Here is a 22,234-nt window from a genome sequence, read left to right as displayed (position 1 = left end):
GAATTCTACATGATAAACTCTTCATTGTTTTTTTATATTTGTCATGAACGAAAAAAAAATTTTATGAGAAAAGTAGTTTTGCTTCTACTAATTGGACTTGTCTTCTCTTGTTCAGATGACACGCCAATCCCCCAAATTATACAACCTTGTCAGCCAGTTGTGGCTTCTTTTACCTCAGATATTACAGATAATTCTGCACAATTGAATTGGTGTGGAAGCGTGAACGAATCAGGAGAATGTTTGCCTGTTACAGGTGTAAGTTGGACTGTTTCATGGGGAACTCCTGGATTTGACCCAGATACAGGAACTATTATCAATACACCTTCAACAAGTGCTAGTATAGGAGGTTTAACTGCGCAGACTTCATATGAGTTTTATGTAAAATCTGATTGTAATTTAGCTAATAATGAATGGTTTGGACCTGTAGAGTTTCGCACTTCATGTCCAGCACCAACTAACTTAGGCGTAAACAATATTACACAAACAGGAGCTACTTTTACATGGAGTCCGGGCGGAAATGAAGTTTCTTGGGAGATCAAATATGGATTCGTAGGATTTAATTTAGAAGAAGCAGAATTATTTGCCACAGGAAATAACACAGAGCACTCAGTAGCAAACTTACAACCAAATACTGATTATGAGTTTTACGTACGTGCAAACTGTAATACCGTAACCGACGGAAGTCAAATAGGAAGCTCTAGTGCTTTTTCAGGTCCTTTCCGTTTTTCTACATGTTTGCCTCCAATTAATTTATCGATAGATAGTTTTACACAAAATTCTGTAAGTTTAGATTGGGATTCAAATTCGCAAACAACTTGGGAAGTTCGTTATGGAGAAGTTGCAGGTTTTGACCCAGCAACAGCAACAGTAGTTACAACCAATAATTCCAACTATACAGTTACTGGTTTATGCCCAAACACCTTATATACTTTTGCTGTAAGAACCCTTTGCGGAACTACGACACAAAGTCAATGGATTGGATTTAATAATGTGAATACCTTACCTCTTGGCTACACAGGAACTTATATGTATGAAGAAATAGGCAATACAGACGAACCAATTTTTGGAGATCCTGTAAATGTTGATATTACCAGTGTATCAGATACTGAAAGAAGTATTACTGTTAAATATTTAGCAAATCTAGACGTGACTGGAACACAACCTACTATGACATTCAACTTTACCCTTAATTGCGATGGAACTGTAAGTGTTCCTGACGATCAAGATACAAACTTTAACTGTGGAGGAGATAATGTATTGTTAGGACAAGGAACTGCAATGCCAACCAACTACAATATGGTAGATGACAACACTATCGATATCCGTTTTGTGGAAGATACTGGAAGTGCAACTTGTACAAATGCTGCCTTAAGCGAAGTTACAATTCGTTTGACTAAAATATAATCGTGATTATTTCACGATAAAAAAAAAGCTGCAAATATTAATTTGCAGCTTTTTTTTTATTTGTTAATGTCATTTCTAGACCTCAAAAAAATTACTTTTTAAAGAATGAATCTACAAATTCATATTTATTGAAAACTTGAAGATCTTCGATTCCTTCTCCTACTCCAATATATTTTACAGGAATTTGAAATTGATCGGAAATTCCAATTACTACACCACCTTTTGCCGTTCCATCAAGTTTAGTTACAGCAAGTGTCGTTACTTCTGTGGCTGCTGTAAATTGTTTGGCTTGTTCAAACGCGTTTTGCCCTGTAGAACCATCCAACACTAATAAAACATCATGTGGAGCGTCTCCAACCACTTTTTGCATTACTTTTTTAACTTTCGTCAATTCTTTCATCAAATTAACTTTGTTATGCAAACGTCCTGCTGTATCAATAATTATTACATCTGCATCTTGCGCAACTCCAGATTTTAAAGTGTCATATGCTACAGAAGCTGGATCGCTTCCCATATTTTGTTTTACAATTGGCACGCCAACCCTGTCTGCCCAAACTTGTAATTGATCTATAGCAGCAGCTCTAAATGTATCTGCCGCTCCTAACACAACTTTTAATCCTTTTTTGTTAAACTGATATGCTAATTTTCCAATTGTAGTTGTTTTTCCCACTCCATTCACTCCAACAACCATTAACACATATGGTTTTTTATTTGCTGGAATCGTATATTCCGTTTCTTCGCCAGAGTTTGTTTCTGATAATAATCCAGCAATTTCTTCACGAAGAATCTTGTTCAATTCGTCTGTACCTAAATATTTATCTCTCGCTACTCTTTCTTCTATTCTGTCAATAATCTTTAAGGTTGTATCAACGCCCACATCACTGCTCACTAATACTTCTTCTAAATTATCAAGAACTTCATCATCTACCTTACTTTTTCCTGCTACAGCTTTGGTAAGTTTTGAAAAGAAACTAGTTTTGGATTTCTCCAATCCTTTATCGAGTGTTTCTTTTTTTTCTGATGAAAATATTTTTTTAAAAAAACTCATAATTTTTGGTTCATTATTTAATCACTAACATCCATAAAATGATGTATATAAATCGCAAGCAAGATACTTAAAATTAACATATCTTGTATGCTTCGTATATAGTCAATTATCTTGCCTAACTTACAAACATGAAAAAGTGTCACGTTGACAAATTCGCATCAAAATAATTCAAACAAAAAAGCTACTCTCTTTCGAGAATAGCTTATGTAATCGTATAAAAAGATGGGTAATTATTTTTTTAACCAATCATTAACTTCATCAGGAGACATAATTGACTCAACAAAAGTATACGCTCCAGTTTTTGGAGACTTAACCATCTTGATAGCTTTCGATAATCTTTTTGATCCTGTTTGTAAGGATGCTACTGCTTTCTTTGCCATGACTTATTATTTTATTTCTTTATGAACAGTCATTCTCTTCAAGATAGGATTAAATTTTTTAATCTCTAATCTATCTGGAGTATTTTTCTTATTCTTTGTAGTGATGTAACGAGAAGTTCCTGGTTGCCCAGAAGCCTTGTGCTCAGTACATTCTAAAATTACTTGAACTCTATTTCCTTTCTTCGCCATTGCTGTTGGTATTTATACTTTATGACTGAATTATTTGATAAAACCTTTCGCTCTTGCTTCTTTTAGCACAGCTGAGATTCCTTTCTTATTAATTGTTTTTAACGCTGAAGTAGATACTTTTAAAGTTACCCACTTATCTTCCTCAGGAATGTAAAAGCGCTTTTTTGTAAGATTCGCATTAAACTTGCGTTTCGTCTTATTCATTGCATGGGATACGTTGTTCCCAACCATAGCTTTCTTACCTGTTAATTCACAAACTCTTGACATCTGTACTAAACTTTTTAAGTTATTCAAAAACGAGGTGCAAATTTACATTTTTTTATTTTCTCAGCAAATATTTATTTACTGTTTTTTAAAATTTCTTCTAATAACATCTCAAAAGCTTTGGTAACAGCCTTATTCACGACCTTTTCACGAGGCTGCCCAAAGTTAAAGTCTTTGGAAATTATACCCTTAGGAGTGGCAATGGCTATAAAAACAGTTCCAACCTCAACATCAGAGTTTCCTTTGGTTGGTCCAGCATTTCCTGTGGTTGCTATCGCATAATCCGCATGGTAGATATTTTGAGCTCCTCTAGCCATTGCTTCCACTACTTCAGTACTGACAACAGAATGCTGATCTATTAGTTTTTTGGAAACTCCTAAAATATCTATTTTTGATTGTACTGCATACGTTACAGCACTTCCGTTAAAAAAAGCTGAAACTCCTGACTCTTGAGTAATTTGAGCTGCGATTCGTCCGCCAGTACAACTTTCTGCGGCAGCGAGTTTATGACCTCTAGCGACTAAAAGTTCTCCTATTTGAGTTACTATATTACTTTCTCCTTCAATTCCTCGAATGATATCACCAATGATTGGATAGAGTTTTTGGGCGTAGGTATCAACCGCATTTACTACTTCTTCTTTGTTTTGACCTTTTCCCGTAAGACGCAAACGCACTTTTCCAAAGTTAGGCAAGTATGCAAGTTTAATTGTTGGAGGAAGATTGTTTTCCCAATCTTCTATTTTCATTGCAATACTACTTTCTCCCATACCATAAGTCAAAATTGTTTTATGGTAAATAAATGGGCGTTCAAATTCTTTTTGAAGTTTGGGTATGACATGTCCATTCATAATTCCCCGCATTTCATAAGGCACACCAGGCATAGAAATAAATACAGTTTGCTCTTTTTCCATCCACATTCCTGGAGCTGTACCATATTCATTCATCAAAATTTGGGCTTTAGAAGGTACTAACGCCTGCATTCGGTTCATCTCAGAGATGGGAGAAGTAGTGACGTACTTTGCAAATAGCTCTTCAATATGCTGTAATACTTCATCGTTACGCACTAATTCATCTTCAAAGAACTCACAAAGCGTATGCTTTGTAATATCGTCTTTTGTAGGTCCCAATCCGCCAGTAATCAATACAATATCAGCTTTAGATTTAGCTTCTTCAAGCGCTTCTAAAATGTGTGCTTTATCATCTTGTATGGAAGTTATTTGATAAACAGAGATTCCTATTTCATTTAATGCCTTAGAGATGAATACAGAATTCGTATCTACTATTTGTCCGATTAGTATCTCGTCACCAATTGTAATTATTTCAGCAGTCATAACTGTTAAGCTATATTGAATTCTTTTTTGAGTTCAATGATTGTCTGATTTATTTTTTGCTGTATACTTTCAAAAGTTTCAGCTATAGCATTCATATTTGTTTCTGCCTTAGACCAACTGAGAATTTGCAGATTTTCTTCATAGGCTTCTTGCATTCCTAAAAGATCCAAATTTGGCTTTATTTTGTGACTTACTTGATAAATTCCTTTGTAATTTTCTGTTTGAACTTCGTGTTCAAATTTTGTTAAATCTTCAGGGATTTCTTCTATAAAAGCGACTACGACAGCTTCTATAAAATCTTTATCTCCATCGGATATTGCATTTACTTTTTCTAGATTATAGCTCATTTTATTTTACTAATATTGAAAATAATTCTTGTTCTTCGATATACCCTTTGAGTCGATCATCTGCATTGACTTTTGCGACACCTGCTGGTGTTCCTGTGAAAATGACATCACCTATTTTTAACGTGAAAAACTGTGATACATACGCTATTAATTCGTCAATTTTCCAAAGCATGTGCTTGGTATTTCCTTGTTGTACAATTTCATCATTTTTTTGTAATGAAAAATTCAAGTCGTTCATATCTGCAAATTGGTCTTTGGAAATCCATTCCCCAACAACCGCCGAACCATCAAAAGCTTTCGCTTTTTCCCAAGGCAATCCTTTTGCTTTTAGTTTAGATTGTAAATCACGAGCCGTAAAATCAATCCCCACACTAATCTCATCATAATATTTATGCGCAAATTTTCGATCGATATATTTTCCTAATTTATTAATTTTTACCAAAATTTCTACTTCATGATGTATTTCATTAGAAAAATCTGGAATAAAAAACGGTTGTTTTTTAATTAGTATTGCAGTATCTGGTTTCATGAAAATAACAGGATCTGCGGGTTTTTCATTTGCCAATTCAGCAATGTGTTCTGTATAATTTCTTCCGATACAAATAATTTTCATCTTTTGTATTTTTTTAGTTTGTCAATTGTACCTTGAGTGCCAGTGCTACAATTTGATTTTTTGAAAAGCTATTTTCTGGCATTTTTAATTTTCCTACTTTTTCCAACCGTTACCCAACAGATAATAAGAAAATGATTCGCCTTCGTTTTCCTCGAAAGGAATTGATTTTTGCTGTTTTTCCTTTTTAGTATTGGATAGCTGTACTGTACTTAAAAATTCTACCGAAGGTTTCATGTGTAACATCATCCCTTTTGCTCGAATTATTTGCACGTTTTTGTCTTCAATGCCTACACAACTAGTTGCAAGTGTTTTTCCAATCCATTGATTTAGCACAGTAAATTCAAGCTGTTCTTTACTATTGGCAGTTGTTTCTCTTTTTTCGGACGGAATGATTATATGAGCATGTGTGACAGGTTCCATTGTCTCTTGATTGAGAATGGTTCCTGACATGTTTTTTTGCGCACACAAGATTTGCATGCTTAAAAATGTGATGAGCAATATGGTAGACTTCCTCAAAATCATTTTTAGCGATTAAAATTTTGTATTCAGTTTTCGTAACTTAATTGCAGTGAGTACTTTTTTTGTATATAATGGAAAATTTGCATTAAGAATCCAACCGAAATAACCTGGTTCTTCTTCTAATACTTTTTCTACTTTTTTTCCTTTGTGTTTCCCAAAAGAAAAAATCTCGTCATTATCTTTATCAAACAAAATAAAGCCTGCAAAATCTGCCATTTTTTTTCTCGTGGTAAACTCGCTCAACTTCTTGATGTCATTTTCCAATTCTTCATAGCGTTCAAGTTGCGATTTTAATACTTCATAAGTTGCCATTGTATCAGCAGCAGCGCTATGTGCTCCTTCTAACTCTTTTCCACAATAAAATTTATACGCTGCAGCCAACGTTCTTTTTTCCATTTTATGAAAAATGGTTTGAACATCAACAGAAACTCTGTTTTTCATATCAAAATCAATGTCTGCTCGCAATAATTCTTCTGCCAATAATGGAATATCAAATCGGTCAGAGTTGTATCCAGCTAAATCACAATCTTTAATCATGCTGAATATTTCTTTGGATAGCTGTTTGAAAGTTGGCTCATTCGCTACTTTTTCGTCAGTAATTCCATGAATTTCAGAAACGCTTGGAGGAATAGGCATTTCTGGATTTACCAACCAAGTTTTGCTCTCTTTATTTCCGTTTGGATATACTTTAAGTATTGATATTTCTACAATTCTGTCATTAGCAACCTCTATTCCAGTAGTTTCAAGATCAAAAAAGCAGACAGGTTTTTTTAGCTTTAATTCCATTGTTTTGTTTAAAACAGTAAATTTACCATTATTACAGAGCAAATAAAACTATTTTCTAGTTTAAAACTAGATTTTAACGCGATTGTGTAGTATCTCATGAAAAACTGTTTGTATAATTATTTTCTTTTAGTGCTTTTTTGCTGTGTTTCAAATGTTTTTTGTGTACAAGCACAAGAGTTATCTGTAGAAATTGTAGAAGTAAAGGATCAAAAAAAGATTTCCTTTTATGCTATTAATCACACAAAAGTTACAAAAGAAGTATTTTTTAAGGTAAGCGGAAACGGATTTCGAAAAAGCAGTTATCGGCCTGTAATCAAAAAAGTACCTGCACAACAAAAAGTATTACTCACTGTCCTTATTCCACTAAAAAATGTAACTCCTGAGTATACATATTTTCACTCTGTAGAAAATCAATTACAGGAAATTCACATTGAAATGAAAGTTGATAGCTGGAAAGATCTTGAGTATGTGATTGATCGTGGAGAAACAATCATTTTCACTAAAGATGAATGCGCTAAATGTGAAAAGTTGGCAGAGATGCTTTTAGTCAATCGCATCAAACACAAAGTCTTCAATATTTCAGAAAATGAACGATATAAAGAGTTTTTTTGGAATACTATTTCTAAAATGAAACGTAGGGATGTACTTATTTCTTCTATTCCTATTGCTATTGTTAAAGGTGAATTACACGAAGGATTGAACCTGATTTCTTTTGTAGAAATGTTAAAACAATAAATTGTATTTTTTTATCAAATCATCCTAAAACGTGAAAACTTATTTTTATACAAAAAGAGCTTTCAAATGAAAGCTCTTTTTGTATTTAGTTTACTATTTTTAGATATCTCTATTGCTATCCCACGCTTCTAAATAGTCTGCTACTTGTTTAACAAATTGTCCTCCAAGAGCTCCATTTACTACTCGGTGATCGTAAGAATGTGATAAGAACATTTTGTAACGGATGCCAATAAAATCACCTTCAGGAGTTTCAATAACTGCAGGCACTTTACGAATTGCTCCTAACGCTAAGATTCCAACTTGTGGTTGATTGATAATCGGAGTTCCCATAATACTTCCAAATGTTCCTACATTGGTTACAGTATAAGTTCCTCCTTGTATTTCGTCTGGTTTTAGCTTGTTGGCTCTTGCTCTTTCTGCAAGATCATTTACAGCTTTAGCCATTCCTACTAAGTTCAGTTGATCTGCATTTTTAATAACAGGAACAATTAAATTTCCGTCTGGTAAGGCAGCTGCCATTCCAAGGTTGATATTTTTCTTTTTAATGATGTTATCTCCTTCTACAGAAATATTCATCATTGGAAAATCTTTTAATGCTTTTGCTACAGCTTCCATAAAAATTGGCGTGAACGTCAATTTTTCTCCTTCACGTTGCTCAAAAGCAGTTTTCATTTTTTTACGCCAGTTCCATATTTTTGTCACATCTACTTCTACAAAGCTTTGAACGTGAGCCGAAGTTTGCACTGATGCCACCATATGATGCGCAATAAGTTTCCCCATACGCGTCATTTCAATAATTTCATCTCCTCCGTTTACTGAAACTGGAGTCGCTTGAGTAGACTTTGAAGTTGCTACTGTTTTTACTGCTTCTTGTATAGCTGCTTTTGGAGCTTCTATTACAGGCTGTGCTTTTTTACCATCTTTCACATATGCAAGAATATCATTTTTTGTAACTCTTCCATCTTTTCCTGTTCCTTGTATTGCATCAAGTTCTGCAACAGAGATTCCTTCTTCTTTTGCTATATTCTTAACTAATGGCGAATAGAATTTTTCAGTAGTTGAAAAGTCATTGGATACTGTTTCCTTGGCTTTTGCCACTGCTTGTGCTGCCAATTCTGCTTCAGCAGGTTCTCCTCCTACTTTAACTTCTGGTGTTGAAGCATCATTTGCTTTTTTTGTTTCTTCTACAGCACTTCCTTCTCCAGCAATTTCAATAATAGCAACGGTTTGCCCTACTTGCACTACATCGTCAACCTCAAATAGTTTTTCAACTAAAACACCATCTACTTCACTTGGCAGTTCAGAATCAACCTTATCGGTTGCAATTTCTAATACTGCTTCGTCAGCTTCAATTGTATCGCCAACTTCTTTAAGCCATGATATAATTGTTGCCTCTGCAACACTCTCTCCCATTTGAGGAAGTTTTAGTTCAAATTTTGCCATATCCTTAATCTAAAGATGTTATTTTATTTTGAGATTGCGAAAATACTAAATAATATGATTTTTTATTGAATTATTTTTAATTTAATTCTTTATTAACATACTTCTTTTTAGCACTCAGTAGCCAAACTTCTCCTCTATTTTTGGACGAATCACTACCGAGGATAAAAGTACTGTTTTTTGATAATATTTTGTAATATCCAAGTTGTTTTTCAAAGATTTGAATACAGGATTTATAGTCTATGAAATGAGTATCTAGTACAATTTCAGCCGTTTTGTTCTTTTTTAGCTCACTAAAAAAATGATCTAAATTTTCGATGCGAACTCCTTTTTTTTCATGATAGCAGAGTGAAACTTGCTTGAAACGTTCTTCCGAATCGCTAATAAAAATATAGGAATGGATTTGTTTGATTGTATTGGTTTCACCTTTTGATAGGAACGGAATCCATTTCGCGCCAAGCGCCACCACAATATCATAGATAATATTACGCTGAAAATGTTTTTTATAAAATAACTGCATAGCTCCATAAAAACGCTTTGCATAGGTTTTGTCCTTTAACGTACTTTCTCCTTTGTAATGAATTACTGTGGTTTTTCCGTAATAGTAGTTTTGAAAACCTGCTTTTTTAATCTTATAAGATAAATCGATATCTTCTCCATACATAAAATAATCTTCATCAAAACCATCAACAGATTCATATACCGATTTTTTCATGAACATAAAAGCGCCTACAAGAATATCAACTTTTCCAATAGCATCTTCATGCAGGTTTGCATAATATCCTGAATTTTTACTTCCTAAGATTTTTTTTAAGGAAACTTTTGGAGTGGGAATATTTCGTTTACTTTCTGGTAGAAATTTTCCGCGTCCGTCGATTAATTTACATCCTATACTTCCTAGATTTTTTGTGTTTTTTGCAAACGACAACAGTTGAACAAATGTATCTTCGGCAACAATAGTATCAGGGTTTAGAATACATATATACTCGCCTTGGGCATGTTGCACCGCTTGATTGTTTGCCTTTGCAAAACCAACATTTTCTTTATTTTCGATGCATACTATTTTCGGAAAAGTTTCTCGCATCATAGCACAACTATCATCTGGTGAATTGTTGTCTATAACAATAATTTCTGCATCTAAGTTGGAAATAGCCGCTTGCACACTTTTGATACAAGCTTCCAAAAAATAGCGTACATTATAATTGAGAATGATGACTGAAAGTTTCATAACACGAATGATTTATGAACTTTTCAAAGAGTTTTCAAACGGAACTCTATTGACAATACTTCTACCTAAAGTTACCTCATCTGCATATTCTAACTCGTCACCAACAGCAATTCCACGAGCAATTGTAGATGTTTTTACGTTGTAGCTCTCAATTTGTTTGTAGATATAAAAATTGGTCGTATCACCTTCCATCGTAGAGCTCAAAGCAAAAATGATTTCCTTTACCTTTCCGTTTTGCACCTTTTCTACCAAACTAGTGATGGTCAAATTATGCGGTCCAACACCATCTAATGGAGAAATTTTCCCTCCTAATACATGATACAAACCTTTGTACTGAGCAGTACTTTCTATCGCCATAACATCACGAATGTCTTCTACTACGCAAATTATGTCCTGCCGGCGGTTGTCATTTATACAAATATCACAAATATCTACGTCCGAAATGTTATGACAATTCTTGCAATGCTTGATTTCTGATCGCAAGTCTTTCAAAGCATTTGCTAAATGTAACGTTTGACTTTCTGGTTGACGTAACAAATGTAACACCAAACGCAGCGCTGTCCGTTTTCCGATACCAGGCAATTGCGATACTTCATTGACCGCATTTTCTAAAAGTCTTGAGGAGAATTCCATATGGCAAATTTACAGTTTTTTATTTTTGAAATTGATGTTCTGTTAAAGGTTTTAAATGTTCTTTATGTGGTTCTATTTATTTTTCCCAATCTTTTTGTGATTCAGTTAAAAAAAGACATAGAAGTTTGTATTTTGCAACTTCTGAAAACATATAAGTATGCAACCGATTCATATTTTACTACTCATCGCTGGTTATTTTGGCGTTTTAATTTTGATTTCTTATTTCACAGGAAAAGATGATAGCAACGAAACTTTTTTTAAAGCCTCTCGAAAATCACCTTGGTATGTAGTTGCTTTTGGAATGATTGGCGCATCACTTTCGGGTGTAACGTTTATTTCAGTACCTGGTTGGGTACACGCTTCACAATTTAGCTACATGCAAGTCGTTTTTGGATATTTGGTTGGGTATTTCATTATTGCGTATGTATTGATGCCTATTTATTATCGGTTGAACGTAACTTCTATTTATCAGTATTTGGAAAATCGTTTCGGTGTGGTGAGTTATAAAACCGGGGCTTTTTTCTTTTTGATTTCTAGAATTCTCGGCGCTTCCTTCCGTTTGTATTTGGTTGCTATTGTATTACAACGCTATGTTTTTGATGCATTAGGAGTTCCTTTTGCATTAACAGTAACACTTTCTATTTTATTAATTTGGCTATATACATTTCGTGGCGGAATTAAAACTATTGTGTGGACAGATACCTTGCAAACTCTATTTATGTTAATTGCTGTTGGCGTAGCTATGTATTTAATTTTAGGTGATTTGAACATGAGCTTTGGTGAATTTTTATCTTCAGAAACGCTAAAAGACTATAGTCAAATATGGTTTACAGAAGATGTAATGGCAAAAAATTATTTTCTAAAATCATTTTTAGGAGGATTATTTATTGCCGTTTGTATGACTGGATTAGATCAAGATATGATGCAAAAAAACCTAACTTGTAAGACATTGGGCGATGCCCAAAAGAACATGGTTACTTTTAGTATTGTGCTGGTAGTGGTGAATTTTATTTTTTTACTATTAGGTGCGTTGTTATTCATGTATGCTGCACAAGAAAATATGGCAGTCCCTTTGATGGATGGAAAAGCTAAAACTGACCTGTTATTTCCTGAAATTGCAATAAAAGGAACTCTTGGAGTTTCGCTCGCAATCGTTTTTCTATTAGGATTAATTGCTGCTGCCTACTCAAGTGCCGATTCTGCATTGACTTCATTGACAACTTCGTTTTCTGTAGATTTCCTTGATATTGAAAAAAAGCCAGCAAACACACAAAAAAACATTCGAAAAATGGTGCATATTTCCATGTCTATTGTACTAATTATTGTAGTAATTATCTTCAACAGTTTGAGCAATAAAAGTGTTATTGACAGCCTCCTTACTATTGCAGGATATACCTATGGTCCTTTGTTAGGGTTATTTGCTTTTGGAATTTTCACCAATTACCATATACGTGACAAAAAAGTGTGGATTGTAACCGGAATTTCAATTGCTGCTACATATCTTTTAGCAAATTTTGGAGCTTATTACACGTATTTTACTGCTGATGTTGCCAACATGACAGAAGCTGTAAAACTTTCAAAAGAAACGTTTTATCAATTCGGGTATGAATTGTTACCTATTAACGGATTGTTGACGTTTTTGGGTCTAATATTGATTCGACGCTAACATTACTAATGTGCAAGCAACCTCACATTTGATTTCTTTCTCTTGTAACATTTTGCAAAAATCAGGATTTTCAGTTCCAGGATTAAAAATAACACGTTCCGGTTGTAACGAAAGAATATATTCGTAAAAATCGGGTTGCCTGTTCGGATTCATGTACAATGTAACTGTATGAATATCATTATATTCTTTCAGTTTTGTATCAATAGTCACTCCATTAATTTCTCCTTCATTTAATCCAAAAGCAACTACTTCATATCCTTTAGAAGCAAGTTTAGCTACCGCTTTATGCGAAAAACGATGCGGCTTTAAAGAAGCACCTAACACAAGTGTTTTCAATTAGTTATAGTATTTAGTTACGATTTGAGTGAATGCTTTCTGGTAAAAAGCATACAAATTTAATCAATTTTGAGCTGTTAGGCTCTTAATTGTTAAAATATGTTAAAAGTTGTTAAAGAACGTAACATACCTTGTAATATCTCGTCAAGTATGCATGATTCGTGAAATTGCGAATTCATCAGTCAAAAAATAAAAACGAACTAATTACATGAAAAAACTATTCTCCCTATGCATGTTAATGCTAGGCATTGTCTTACATGCGCAGAACACTGCCCCTAAAATCGGAACTGTACAAGGAAAAGTCATTGACGCTACTACTAATGAAGCTATTCCGTATGCAACAATCGTAATCAAATCAAAAGCTGACCAAAAGGTATTAACAGGAGCGATTTCTGATGATGGCGGAAATTTTTCTATCAATAATATTCCTGCTGTAGCAATTATTATTGATATTCAATTTATCGGTTACGAAACAATTTCCAAAGAAGCGACGATTACCAACGATAATAAAACCGTTTCTTTAGGAACAATTTCACTTGCCGAAAGTGCCACAACTCTTAATGAAGTAGAAGTCGTTGCTGAACGTACAACGATAGAACAAAAAGTTGACAGAAAAGTAATTACTGTAGGTAAAGACCTAGTTACTAGCGGACCTACTGCTTCTGATATTATGAACAATTTACCTTCTGTGAATGTTGATCAGCAAACAGGCGCTATTAGCTTACGAGGAAACCAAAACGTACGCGTAATGGTTGATGGAAAGCTTTCTACAATTCCTGCTGCACAATTATTGAAGCAATTACCTTCTAATTCAATTAAAAAAATAGAATTGATTACCAATCCTTCCGCAAAGTACAACCCTGAAGGAATGAGTGGAATTATCAATATTGTATTACACAAAAACGTTAATATTGGTTTCAATGGAAATGTAAATATTGGATTGACACGTGAGCGCGAAGCTAAATTCAATAGCTCAATCGATATGAATTATCGCAATGGTAAATTCAATATTTTTGGAAACTATGCCAATAATATTTCTAAAAATGCCAACGATGGTAATATTTTTAGAGTAGATGAAAATTCTGAACAAATTTTCAGTTTCTTAGACAATCGTAAGACGCACCTTTTTAAAGTTGGAATGGATATTTATTTGAATGAAAAGAATACAATCTCTTTCTTTACCAATCAAAATATATCGGATAGTAAAAATGACGGAACGACAAATGTATTTTTTTACGACGATCCACAATTTAACAACTTTCAATATTTCTTAGCTAAGAATGACAACTTATCATCTCAATATAACTTTAACTATAAATACGATATTGATGAAGAAGGCCACAATATTGAATTAGAAGTAGATTATAATACGTTTGATGCAGATGATGTCTTTGATTTTACTTTTTCTGGTGCTAATACATTTCCTGACTATATTGATGAAACAGATACGGATAGAAACCGCACTACCATTAACTTAGATTATGTACGTCCATTAAAAAACAAAGCTAAATTAGAACTTGGTGCAGAAGCACGTTTATTCAATTCGAACATTGATTACCAATCAACAGGGTTTTCATTCAATGAAATGGGAACTTTACGTAGAACTCCAAGTACTGATTTTGACTACAGCAGAGATATTTATTCTTTGTATGCAACATATGGAAAACAATATGAAAAATGGTCGTATCAATTAGGACTTCGTGCCGAAACTGTTCAAGTCGATGCGAATGCACTATCAAGAGAAGTAAATTCGAATGATGAAACCAACATTATTTTTGAAAATGATTACACTCAGGTATATCCTTCAGCATTTTTCACCTATAATCCGTCAGAAAAAAATTCGTATCAATTAAGCTATAGCAGACGTGTTGACCGTCCGGGAATTGGACAAGTAAACCCAATTAGAGAGTGGAGTACTCCATTGATAACTTCTTATGGAAATATCAACTTACAACCGCAATTTACCAACTCTATGGAATTGAATTACACACGTAAGCTTGGTAATAAAGGAACTGTTACTGGAGGTGTTTTTTATAGAATTATCGAAGATGAAATCAACAGAGCCGTTTTTGTAGATCAAACTGACTTAAGCCGATTGATTTTAACTCATGATAACTTTGACAATACTTCTGCCTACGGAATTGAAATCTCAAGTAATTTTAGACCTACAAGTTGGTGGAGTTTTAATACAAGTTTTGACTTTTTCTCGCAGACGCAAAAAGGAATCACAGAATCATTAAATGCTCCAACAGATGTGGCTACGGTGGACAATATTGTTCGTGAAACTGTAGAAGTAGACAATGAAGCGTGGAACTTTAGAATGTTTAATAACTTTAGGGTAACTAAAAAATTAAGCTTATCTGCATTTGGATTTTACAGAGGAAGCGTACAAGGTATTCAGTTTAAAATGGAACCTATGTATTTTGTAAACATTGGTGCTCGTTATGCCTTTGCTGAAGGAAACGGAACTATTAGCGTGAATTACAATGATATTTTCAATACAATGGAATTCGGATTTGATGGACAAAGACCTTTCCGTCAAGTAGGTTCATTTAGCTGGGAAAGTAATACTGTAAATGTGAGTTTATCATATCGCTTTGGAGGTGGAAAATACAGAGCAAAATCACGTAAGCAACGTGACAAAGATGTAAAAGAAGGTGGTGGTGGTTTTATGTAAGCCACTATCCTACAACTAGTGACGGCAATTATTATTGATGGTTAGTGTTAATTGTCCGTTATTATATGAAAAACCTTGGTTGTGCACGACCAAGGTTTTCTGTTTATAAAAACAACAAACTACTGTTAATCTGCTATTTAACACCTTTAAACAAAAAAATTGTTAAAGTTCTGTAAAGCACCTTTTATATTCCAAAAAAAACAAAGTACTTGCAAACAGGTTAATGTTATACTGTATTGCAATACGTTAGTTATTCGAATTTAGCACTCTAAAAACACCCTTTAATATTGCAGAAAGTATAGTAGATATTTTTACAATATCTAAAAAAAGAAAAATCCCAAAATGCACTTGCATTTGGGATTTTATTTTAAACTATTATATAGCGTGTTAGCTTATTACCATTTTATAATTACACTTCCCCAAGTAAAACCACTTCCAAAAGCTGCCAATACTACAGTATCTCCTTCTTTTATTTTTCCTTCTTCCCAAGCTTCTGTCAATGCAATAGGTATAGATGCTGCTGTAGTATTTCCATAACGCATAATATTATTATATACTTGATCATCAGTTAACCCAAATTTTTTCTGGATAAATTGTGAGATTCTCAAATTTGCTTGATGAGGAATTAACATGTCGATATCTTCTTTTTTCAATCCATTTTGCATCAAGCCTTCCATGATTACTTCACTAAAACGAACAACTGCATTTTTAAACACGAATTGTCCATTCATGTGTGGAAAATAAGACGTATCTTCTACTCCATTCGTATAATCATCAAGAATATCATTTACCCAACGTGTTCCCATTCCTGGCGCTGTAAGTGCTAATTCTTCTGCGTGTTCTCCTTGTGAATGCAAATGCGTCGATAAAATTCCGCGATTAGCATCTTCACTTCTTGTAAGTACTGCCGCTCCAGCGCCATCTCCAAAAATTACAGAAACTGCTCTTCCTCTTGTAGTCATATCCAATCCGTGAGAGTGTAACTCAGATCCTATTACCAATACATTTTTATACATTCCTGTCTTAATAAATTGATCTGCTACAGATATTGCATACACAAAACCAGAACATTGATTGCGAACATCAAGTGCACCAACAGTTTTTATATCTAATTCTTTTTGCACCATAACGCCTGGTCCTGGAAAATAATAATCAGGACTCAATGTAGCAAAAATGATAAAATCTATATCGTCTTTATCAATACCTGCACGCTCAATCGCTTTTCTAGCGGCTTTGATTCCCATTCCTGAAGTGGTATCTTCTGTTCCTTTAACGGCAAATCTTCTTTCTTTAATTCCTGTACGCTCCTGTATCCATTCGTCATTGGTGTCCATAATTTTGGACAAATCATCATTGGTAACCACATTATCTGGCACGTAATGTCCTAATCCTATAATTTTTGATGTATACATAAATTGTAGATTTTTTATTTTTTAGCCTGTAATCGCTATATAAATTTACAAATTCTTAAAAAACTGAACCGCAATATTAAGCATTATTAATAACTTATGTAAAGTAAATGAGTGCTCTTCAACGAAAAAGCGTATTTATTATAAAAGATACGATTCCATAAAAAACTCCTTTGTATGTTTATATCTATGTGTATTTGACAGTATTTATGCCATCTTGTCACCTGTTGTAAAATGGTATTTTTTTTGAAAAAGAATAGTCAAACATTCATAAATCATAATATAAACTAAAAAATAACATAATGGCAACTGGAAATATTAATGTATCTGTAGAAAATATTTTCCCTCTAATAAAGAAGTTCTTATATAGTGACCACGAAATCTTTTTACGTGAGCTAATTTCTAATGCTACTGACGCTACGCTAAAACTTAAACATTTAACTAGTATTGGTGAAGTAAATGTAACATATGGGAATCCAATTATAGAGGTAAAAGTTGATAAGGAAGGAAAAAAACTTCACATTATTGACCAAGGAATTGGAATGACTGCTGATGAAATTCAGAAATACATCAATGAAGTCGCTTTTTCTGGAGCAGAAGAATTTTTAGAAAAATATAAAGATTCTGCCAAAGATTCAGGAATTATAGGACACTTCGGATTAGGTTTCTACTCTGCTTTTATGGTGGCCGAAAAAGTAGAAATCATCTCTAAAAGTTATCAAGAAGATGCCAAAGCAGCTCATTGGACTTGTGATGGTTCTCCTCAATTTACATTAGAGGAACACGACAAAACAGAAAGAGGAACTGAAATTATTTTACATATTGCAGAAGATTCTACTGAATTTTTGGAAGATGCGCGAATTCGTGAATTGTTAGTAAAATATAACAAGTTCATGCCAATTCCAATCAAATTTGGCACCAAAGAAGAAACATTACCTCTTCCTGAAGACGCTCCTGAAGATGCAAAACCAGAAACAATTACGGTTGATAATATCATTAACAACCCAAATCCTGCTTGGACCAAACAACCTGCAGACTTAGAAGATGAAGACTATAAAAAGTTCTATCGCGAATTGTATCCAATGCAATTTGAAGAACCTTTATTCAATATTCATTTGAATGTAGACTATCCATTCAACCTTACTGGAATTTTGTATTTCCCAAAACTTGGGAACGATATGAATATGCAAAAGGATAGAATTCAATTGTATCAAAACCAAGTATTTGTTACTGACAATGTGGAAGGAATTGTCCCTGAATTTTTAACAATGCTAAAAGGTGTGATTGATTCGCCTGATATTCCATTAAATGTTTCTCGTTCTTACTTACAAGCCGATGGCAATGTAAAGAAGATATCTTCTTATATTACACGAAAGGTAGCAGACAAACTGAATTCTTTATTCAAGAATAACCGAGAAGATTTTGAAGCAAAATGGAACGATATCAAAGTGGTGATTGAGTACGGAATGCTTTCTGAAGAAAAATTCTTTGATAAAGCAGATAAGTTTGCTTTATATCCTTCGGTTGATGGTGCATACTACACCTATGAAGAACTTCACGAGAAAATCAAAGACGCACAAACAGATAAAGATGGAAAGACTATCATTTTGTATGCTGCCGATAAAGATCAACAACATAGTTACATACAAGCTGCCAAAGATAAAGGCTATGAAGTATTGCTTTTAGATTCTCCTATTGTTTCACATTTGATTCAAAAATTAGAAACTTCTAAAGAAAATATATCATTTGCTCGTGTTGATGCAGATCATATAGATAACTTGATCAAAAAAGATGAAGAGCAAATTTCAAAACTTTCTGACGAGGAAAAAGAATCTTTAAAAACAACACTTACAGAAGTAATTCCAAGTGACACATATACTGTACAGTTAGAAGCAATGGACTCTAATGCGTCTCCTTTCATGATTACACAACCAGAATTTATGCGTCGTATGAAAGAAATGCAACAAACTGGAGGTGGCATGTTTGGCATGGGGAATTTCCCTGAAATGTACAATTTGGTCGTTAATACGAATCACGAATTAGTGGGAGAAATTTTAAATACTAAAACGAAGAAAAAACAAGAACGCTTAATCAAACAGTCCTTAGACTTAGCCCGTTTATCTCAAAACTTGTTAAAAGGGGAAGAGTTGACACAGTTCATCAAACGTAGCTATGAAATGATTAAATGATAATAGAATGTATATATTACAAAGCCTCTTTTTATAAAAGAGGCTTTTTTTTTTGTAACCTTTTTTCAAATAGACAGTCATACATAGTATCAATCAAAAAACAATTTCACTCATGAAAAAATTATCACTTTTCAGGACACTTGTTGTGTTCTTATTTGTCACACTTCCCATCATATTTTATGCACAAAATATTGAAGCACAAATTGATGCTTTAATGAGCAATCAATACAAGACAAACGAATCGGGCGCAACAATTCTTATTGCCAAAGAAGGATCTATTGTATATAGAAAAGCGTTTGGAAGAGCAAACTTAGAACAGAACGTAGCCATGATTCCAGAAAACGTCTTTGAAATTGGTTCAATTACAAAACAATTTACCGCAATTTCAATTTTAATGCTCCTTGAAGAAGGCAAACTTTCTCTCGATGACGAGATTACCAAATACATTCCTGATTATCCAACACAGAATACAAAAATTACCATTCACCACTTACTCACTCACACTTCAGGCATTAAAAGCTATACTTCTTTAGGTTCGCTAAATGAGTATGCTCGAAAAGATCTTTCTCCAACAGAACTTATGGATCTTTTTAAAAATGAACCTATGGATTTTACTCCTGGCGAGGAATTTCGCTATAATAATTCTGGCTATGTAATTTTAGGATATATCATTGAAAAAATAACTGATATGCCATATGCTGATTTTATACAAAAGCGAATATTTACACCTCTTCAAATGAACAACTCTTACTATGGTAGCAAATCAAAACTAATCAACAATAGAGCCATGGGATATCAAAAAGGAAATGAAGGTTATCTTAACGCTAATTATATAAGTATGACCATTCCGTATGCTGCTGGTTCACTCATGTCTACCGTGGATGATTTATTGAAATGGCAACGCGCAGTTCAAAACAACGATTTAATTTCTAAAGAAAGTTTGCAAAAAGCCTTTAGCAATTATACTTTAAATAACGGAAATAAGATTAATTACGGGTATGGATGGTCTCACAATACCATTCAAGGGATTCCGATTATTGAACATGGTGGAGGAATTTTTGGGTATACTTCACAAGGAATTTATATTCCGAGTAAAAACACATATATCATCATTTTAACAAATTGCAACTGCAACTCACCTTCTAACATTGCTTATAAAATTGCAGCTATTACAATTGGAAAACCGTATCCTACCATTGCTCAAGCAATTCAATTGAGCCAACCTCAACTTGACAAATGGGTTGGTGCATATAAATTTGAAGATGGTGTAATTCGTGTAATTATGCGAAAAGGAAATCAATTGTACAGTCAACGTACCGATGGAAATAATGAATTTGCAATTTTTCCTCTTTCAGAAAATCGTTTCTTTTTTGAAGATAGCTTTTCAGAATTTATTTTTACTGACGGAACTCCAAAATCTGTATTATTTAAAAGTAATATAACTGAATCTAAAGGAATTGCAACAAATGAGAAGCTACCAGAACCTAAAAGAGAAATTCAATTATCTTCAGAAATTTTACAAAAGTATATTGGCATCTATGAGTTACAACCAAACTTTCGTATTGAAATAACCGTAGAAAATAATCAAATTTTTGCACAGGCAACCAATCAACCAAAAATTGAAATATTTGCAGAGACAGAAAATCAGTTCTTTCTAAAAGTAGTTCCTGCAACTTTAACTTTTGAAATTGAGACGCAAACAAAGAAGCCTATACGTGTTACTCTAACCCAAAATGGCAAAAAAATGACTGGAAAAAAAGTCAAATAATATAAGATTACAACTGTAAAGAAAAACTGCGAATTCAATCAAAGTTGTATTCGTGGTTTTTAGTTGTGATTTCGCTATTTTTACAGCAATGAAACTTCTTGAATCCCATATTGTACATCAAATAGATTCGCCTGTTCGAATTCAAGAATATCCTGTAGGTCATTTTAAAACTATTATGACTAAAAGTGCATTGAAGAAAATGATTAAAAAAAAGGTGGTATATATTAATGGCACAATTGCCACCACAGCAACATTTGTATCAACTCAGGATTTGATTGAAGTGTATGAGCAAGATTATATTCCTAAAAAAGTTTTTAAGCTTGAAATTCCTATCTTATTCGAAGATGACTTTATAGCTATTATCAATAAACCTGCAGGTTTTCCCACTAGTGGCAACTATTTTAAAACTATTGAAAATGCTTTGCCACATAACTTAAAAACTTCTAATGCAATTGACGCTTTACCGTTTCCCAAGCCTGTACATCGATTGGATAATCCTACTTCGGGTATTTTGATAATTGCCAAAACAAAAACTGCTCAACTCAATCTTCATCAACAATTTGAACGACAAAAAATTTCAAAAACCTATCAAGCTATTGTTCTTGGTAAAACACCAGAAAAAGGGCAAATAACTTCAATAGTGGCAGAAAAAGATGCATTGACTTATTATGAAACGTTGCAAACTGTACCTTCTTTACAAAATCAATTTTTATCACATGTAAAATTACTCCCTAAAACAGGGAGAACCCATCAATTACGAGTACATTTAGCAAGTATTTCACATCCTATTGTGGGTGACCAGTTGTACGGAAAAGCTTCCGAAAATTATAAAAAAGGACTGTTTTTATGTGCTACTTCTATTGCATGTGTTCATCCTATCACAAACAAAAATTGTTGTTTTTCAATTGAACCGCCTAATAAGTATTATAGCTTACTTAATCGTGAGATTAAACGTTTCTCAAAATTCAATCTTACATAAAAAAAGCGAACCGAAGTTCGCTTATTAATTTTATGAATGTGTTCATTCTAATTTTTAATGATACCAGCAATCAAACCAAGTATTACAGTACGTTCCTACTCCTGATCCGCCTTTTACTTTGTTTAATTCTGATACTTTCAAGTTTGATACTTTTTTCTTCACCAGTTTTAATGTTTGTACACTCTTTTTTTTCATAATTTAAAAATTTTTGGTTTGCTATTTACAAGATACTAATTATCACTTGCGATTTTGTACGGTAACACCTTACTTTATAGTGAGTTAAGATTCAAACT

Annotated in this window: 22 protein-coding genes; 7 read left to right on the top strand and 15 right to left on the bottom strand. The window is 33.4% G+C overall.

What is annotated here, in order from left to right; genetic code table 11:
• Positions 1-63: 63 nt before the first annotated feature.
• Positions 64-1,404 carry a fibronectin type III domain-containing protein gene (locus tag AA088_RS15160; protein ID WP_162199694.1) on the top strand — a complete coding sequence of 447 codons (1,341 nt, stop codon included), beginning with the start codon at positions 64-66 and terminating at the stop codon, positions 1,402-1,404.
• A 91-nt stretch (positions 1,405-1,495) separates the two neighbouring features.
• Here AA088_RS15160 and ftsY read toward each other — a convergent pair whose 3' ends face one another.
• From ftsY to AA088_RS15115, 9 genes are all read right to left on the bottom strand, one after another.
• The gene (gene ftsY / locus AA088_RS15155) at positions 1,496-2,452 is read right to left on the bottom strand and encodes a signal recognition particle-docking protein FtsY (protein WP_046745879.1); all 957 of its coding nucleotides are present in this window, start codon (positions 2,450-2,452) and stop codon (positions 1,496-1,498) included.
• 230 nt (positions 2,453-2,682) lie between these two features.
• Positions 2,683-2,832, bottom strand: a complete 150-nt coding sequence (locus AA088_RS18070; RefSeq protein ID WP_082106792.1) for a DUF4295 domain-containing protein — start codon at positions 2,830-2,832, stop codon at positions 2,683-2,685.
• 6 nt (positions 2,833-2,838) lie between these two features.
• Positions 2,839-3,021, bottom strand: a complete 183-nt coding sequence (rpmG, locus tag AA088_RS15145; RefSeq protein ID WP_007094744.1) for a 50S ribosomal protein L33 — start codon at positions 3,019-3,021, stop codon at positions 2,839-2,841.
• A 30-nt stretch (positions 3,022-3,051) separates the two neighbouring features.
• Entirely contained in the window at positions 3,052-3,288 is a 237-nt protein-coding gene (rpmB, locus tag AA088_RS15140; protein ID WP_046745877.1) for a 50S ribosomal protein L28, read from the bottom strand.
• A gap of 71 nt (positions 3,289-3,359) precedes the next feature.
• Entirely contained in the window at positions 3,360-4,616 is a 1,257-nt protein-coding gene (locus tag AA088_RS15135) for a competence/damage-inducible protein A (protein ID WP_046745876.1), read from the bottom strand.
• A 5-nt stretch (positions 4,617-4,621) separates the two neighbouring features.
• Positions 4,622-4,963: a hypothetical protein gene (locus tag AA088_RS15130; RefSeq protein WP_046745875.1), complete on the bottom strand. Its 342-nt coding sequence runs from the start codon at positions 4,961-4,963 to the stop codon at positions 4,622-4,624.
• Position 4,964: 1 nt separating this feature from the next.
• The gene (locus tag AA088_RS15125; RefSeq protein ID WP_046745874.1) at positions 4,965-5,576 is read right to left on the bottom strand and encodes a fumarylacetoacetate hydrolase family protein; all 612 of its coding nucleotides are present in this window, start codon (positions 5,574-5,576) and stop codon (positions 4,965-4,967) included.
• A gap of 93 nt (positions 5,577-5,669) precedes the next feature.
• Entirely contained in the window at positions 5,670-6,026 is a 357-nt protein-coding gene (locus AA088_RS15120) for a hypothetical protein (RefSeq protein WP_157547260.1), read from the bottom strand.
• An 81-nt stretch (positions 6,027-6,107) separates the two neighbouring features.
• Positions 6,108-6,881 (bottom strand): 3'-5' exonuclease, encoded by a 774-nt coding sequence (locus AA088_RS15115; protein ID WP_046745872.1) that lies wholly within the window; start codon positions 6,879-6,881, stop codon positions 6,108-6,110.
• 96 nt (positions 6,882-6,977) lie between these two features.
• Here AA088_RS15115 and AA088_RS17785 point away from each other — a divergent pair, with 96 nt between their 5' ends.
• On the top strand, positions 6,978-7,616 hold the full coding sequence (locus tag AA088_RS17785) for a hypothetical protein (RefSeq protein ID WP_157547258.1): 639 nt from the start codon (positions 6,978-6,980) through the stop codon (positions 7,614-7,616).
• A gap of 99 nt (positions 7,617-7,715) precedes the next feature.
• Here the strand turns inward: AA088_RS17785 and AA088_RS15105 are convergent, their stop codons facing one another.
• The 3 genes from AA088_RS15105 to recR form a co-directional block, all read right to left on the bottom strand.
• The gene (locus AA088_RS15105) at positions 7,716-9,059 is read right to left on the bottom strand and encodes a dihydrolipoamide acetyltransferase family protein (protein WP_046745871.1); all 1,344 of its coding nucleotides are present in this window, start codon (positions 9,057-9,059) and stop codon (positions 7,716-7,718) included.
• A gap of 76 nt (positions 9,060-9,135) precedes the next feature.
• On the bottom strand, positions 9,136-10,284 hold the full coding sequence (locus tag AA088_RS15100; protein ID WP_046745870.1) for a glycosyltransferase family 2 protein: 1,149 nt from the start codon (positions 10,282-10,284) through the stop codon (positions 9,136-9,138).
• Between the two features lie 12 nt (positions 10,285-10,296).
• A complete protein-coding gene (recR, locus tag AA088_RS15095; RefSeq protein WP_046745869.1) occupies positions 10,297-10,917 on the bottom strand; it encodes a recombination mediator RecR in 621 nt (206 codons plus the stop codon).
• Positions 10,918-11,074: 157 nt separating this feature from the next.
• On the opposite strand from recR, the gene AA088_RS15090 reads away from it, so the two are divergent.
• Positions 11,075-12,583, top strand: coding sequence for a sodium:solute symporter (locus tag AA088_RS15090; protein ID WP_046745868.1), 1,509 nt, complete (start codon positions 11,075-11,077; stop codon positions 12,581-12,583).
• Here AA088_RS15090 and AA088_RS15085 read toward each other — a convergent pair.
• A complete protein-coding gene (locus AA088_RS15085; RefSeq protein WP_046745867.1) occupies positions 12,563-12,919 on the bottom strand; it encodes a CoA-binding protein in 357 nt (118 codons plus the stop codon). The genes AA088_RS15090 and AA088_RS15085 overlap by 21 nt on opposite strands.
• A 208-nt stretch (positions 12,920-13,127) precedes the next feature.
• Here AA088_RS15085 and AA088_RS15080 point away from each other — a divergent pair, with 208 nt between their 5' ends.
• Complete coding sequence (locus AA088_RS15080) at positions 13,128-15,596, top strand: outer membrane beta-barrel family protein (RefSeq protein ID WP_046745866.1); 2,469 nt, start codon at positions 13,128-13,130, stop codon at positions 15,594-15,596.
• Positions 15,597-15,991: 395 nt separating this feature from the next.
• Here AA088_RS15080 and AA088_RS15075 read toward each other — a convergent pair whose 3' ends face one another.
• Entirely contained in the window at positions 15,992-17,008 is a 1,017-nt protein-coding gene (locus AA088_RS15075; protein ID WP_046745865.1) for a beta-ketoacyl-ACP synthase III, read from the bottom strand.
• 299 nt (positions 17,009-17,307) lie between these two features.
• On the opposite strand from AA088_RS15075, the gene htpG reads away from it, so the two are divergent.
• The 3 genes from htpG (at position 17,308) to AA088_RS15060 (ending at position 21,941) form a co-directional block, all read left to right on the top strand.
• On the top strand, positions 17,308-19,194 hold the full coding sequence (gene htpG, locus AA088_RS15070) for a molecular chaperone HtpG (RefSeq protein ID WP_046745864.1): 1,887 nt from the start codon (positions 17,308-17,310) through the stop codon (positions 19,192-19,194).
• 112 nt (positions 19,195-19,306) lie between these two features.
• On the top strand, positions 19,307-20,962 hold the full coding sequence (locus AA088_RS15065; protein WP_046745863.1) for a serine hydrolase: 1,656 nt from the start codon (positions 19,307-19,309) through the stop codon (positions 20,960-20,962).
• Positions 20,963-21,050: 88 nt separating this feature from the next.
• A complete protein-coding gene (locus AA088_RS15060; RefSeq protein ID WP_046745862.1) occupies positions 21,051-21,941 on the top strand; it encodes an RluA family pseudouridine synthase in 891 nt (296 codons plus the stop codon).
• A gap of 54 nt (positions 21,942-21,995) precedes the next feature.
• On the opposite strand, the gene AA088_RS18455 is transcribed toward AA088_RS15060, so the two are convergent.
• The gene (locus AA088_RS18455) at positions 21,996-22,136 is read right to left on the bottom strand and encodes a hypothetical protein (RefSeq protein WP_157547256.1); all 141 of its coding nucleotides are present in this window, start codon (positions 22,134-22,136) and stop codon (positions 21,996-21,998) included.
• Between the last annotated feature and the right edge of the window lie 98 nt (positions 22,137-22,234).

The sequence above is a fragment of the Kordia zhangzhouensis genome, from assembly GCF_001005305.1.
Taxonomy (GTDB): Bacteria; Bacteroidota; Bacteroidia; order Flavobacteriales; family Flavobacteriaceae; genus Kordia; species Kordia zhangzhouensis.
This window is presented reverse-complemented; position numbering and strand designations above follow the sequence as displayed.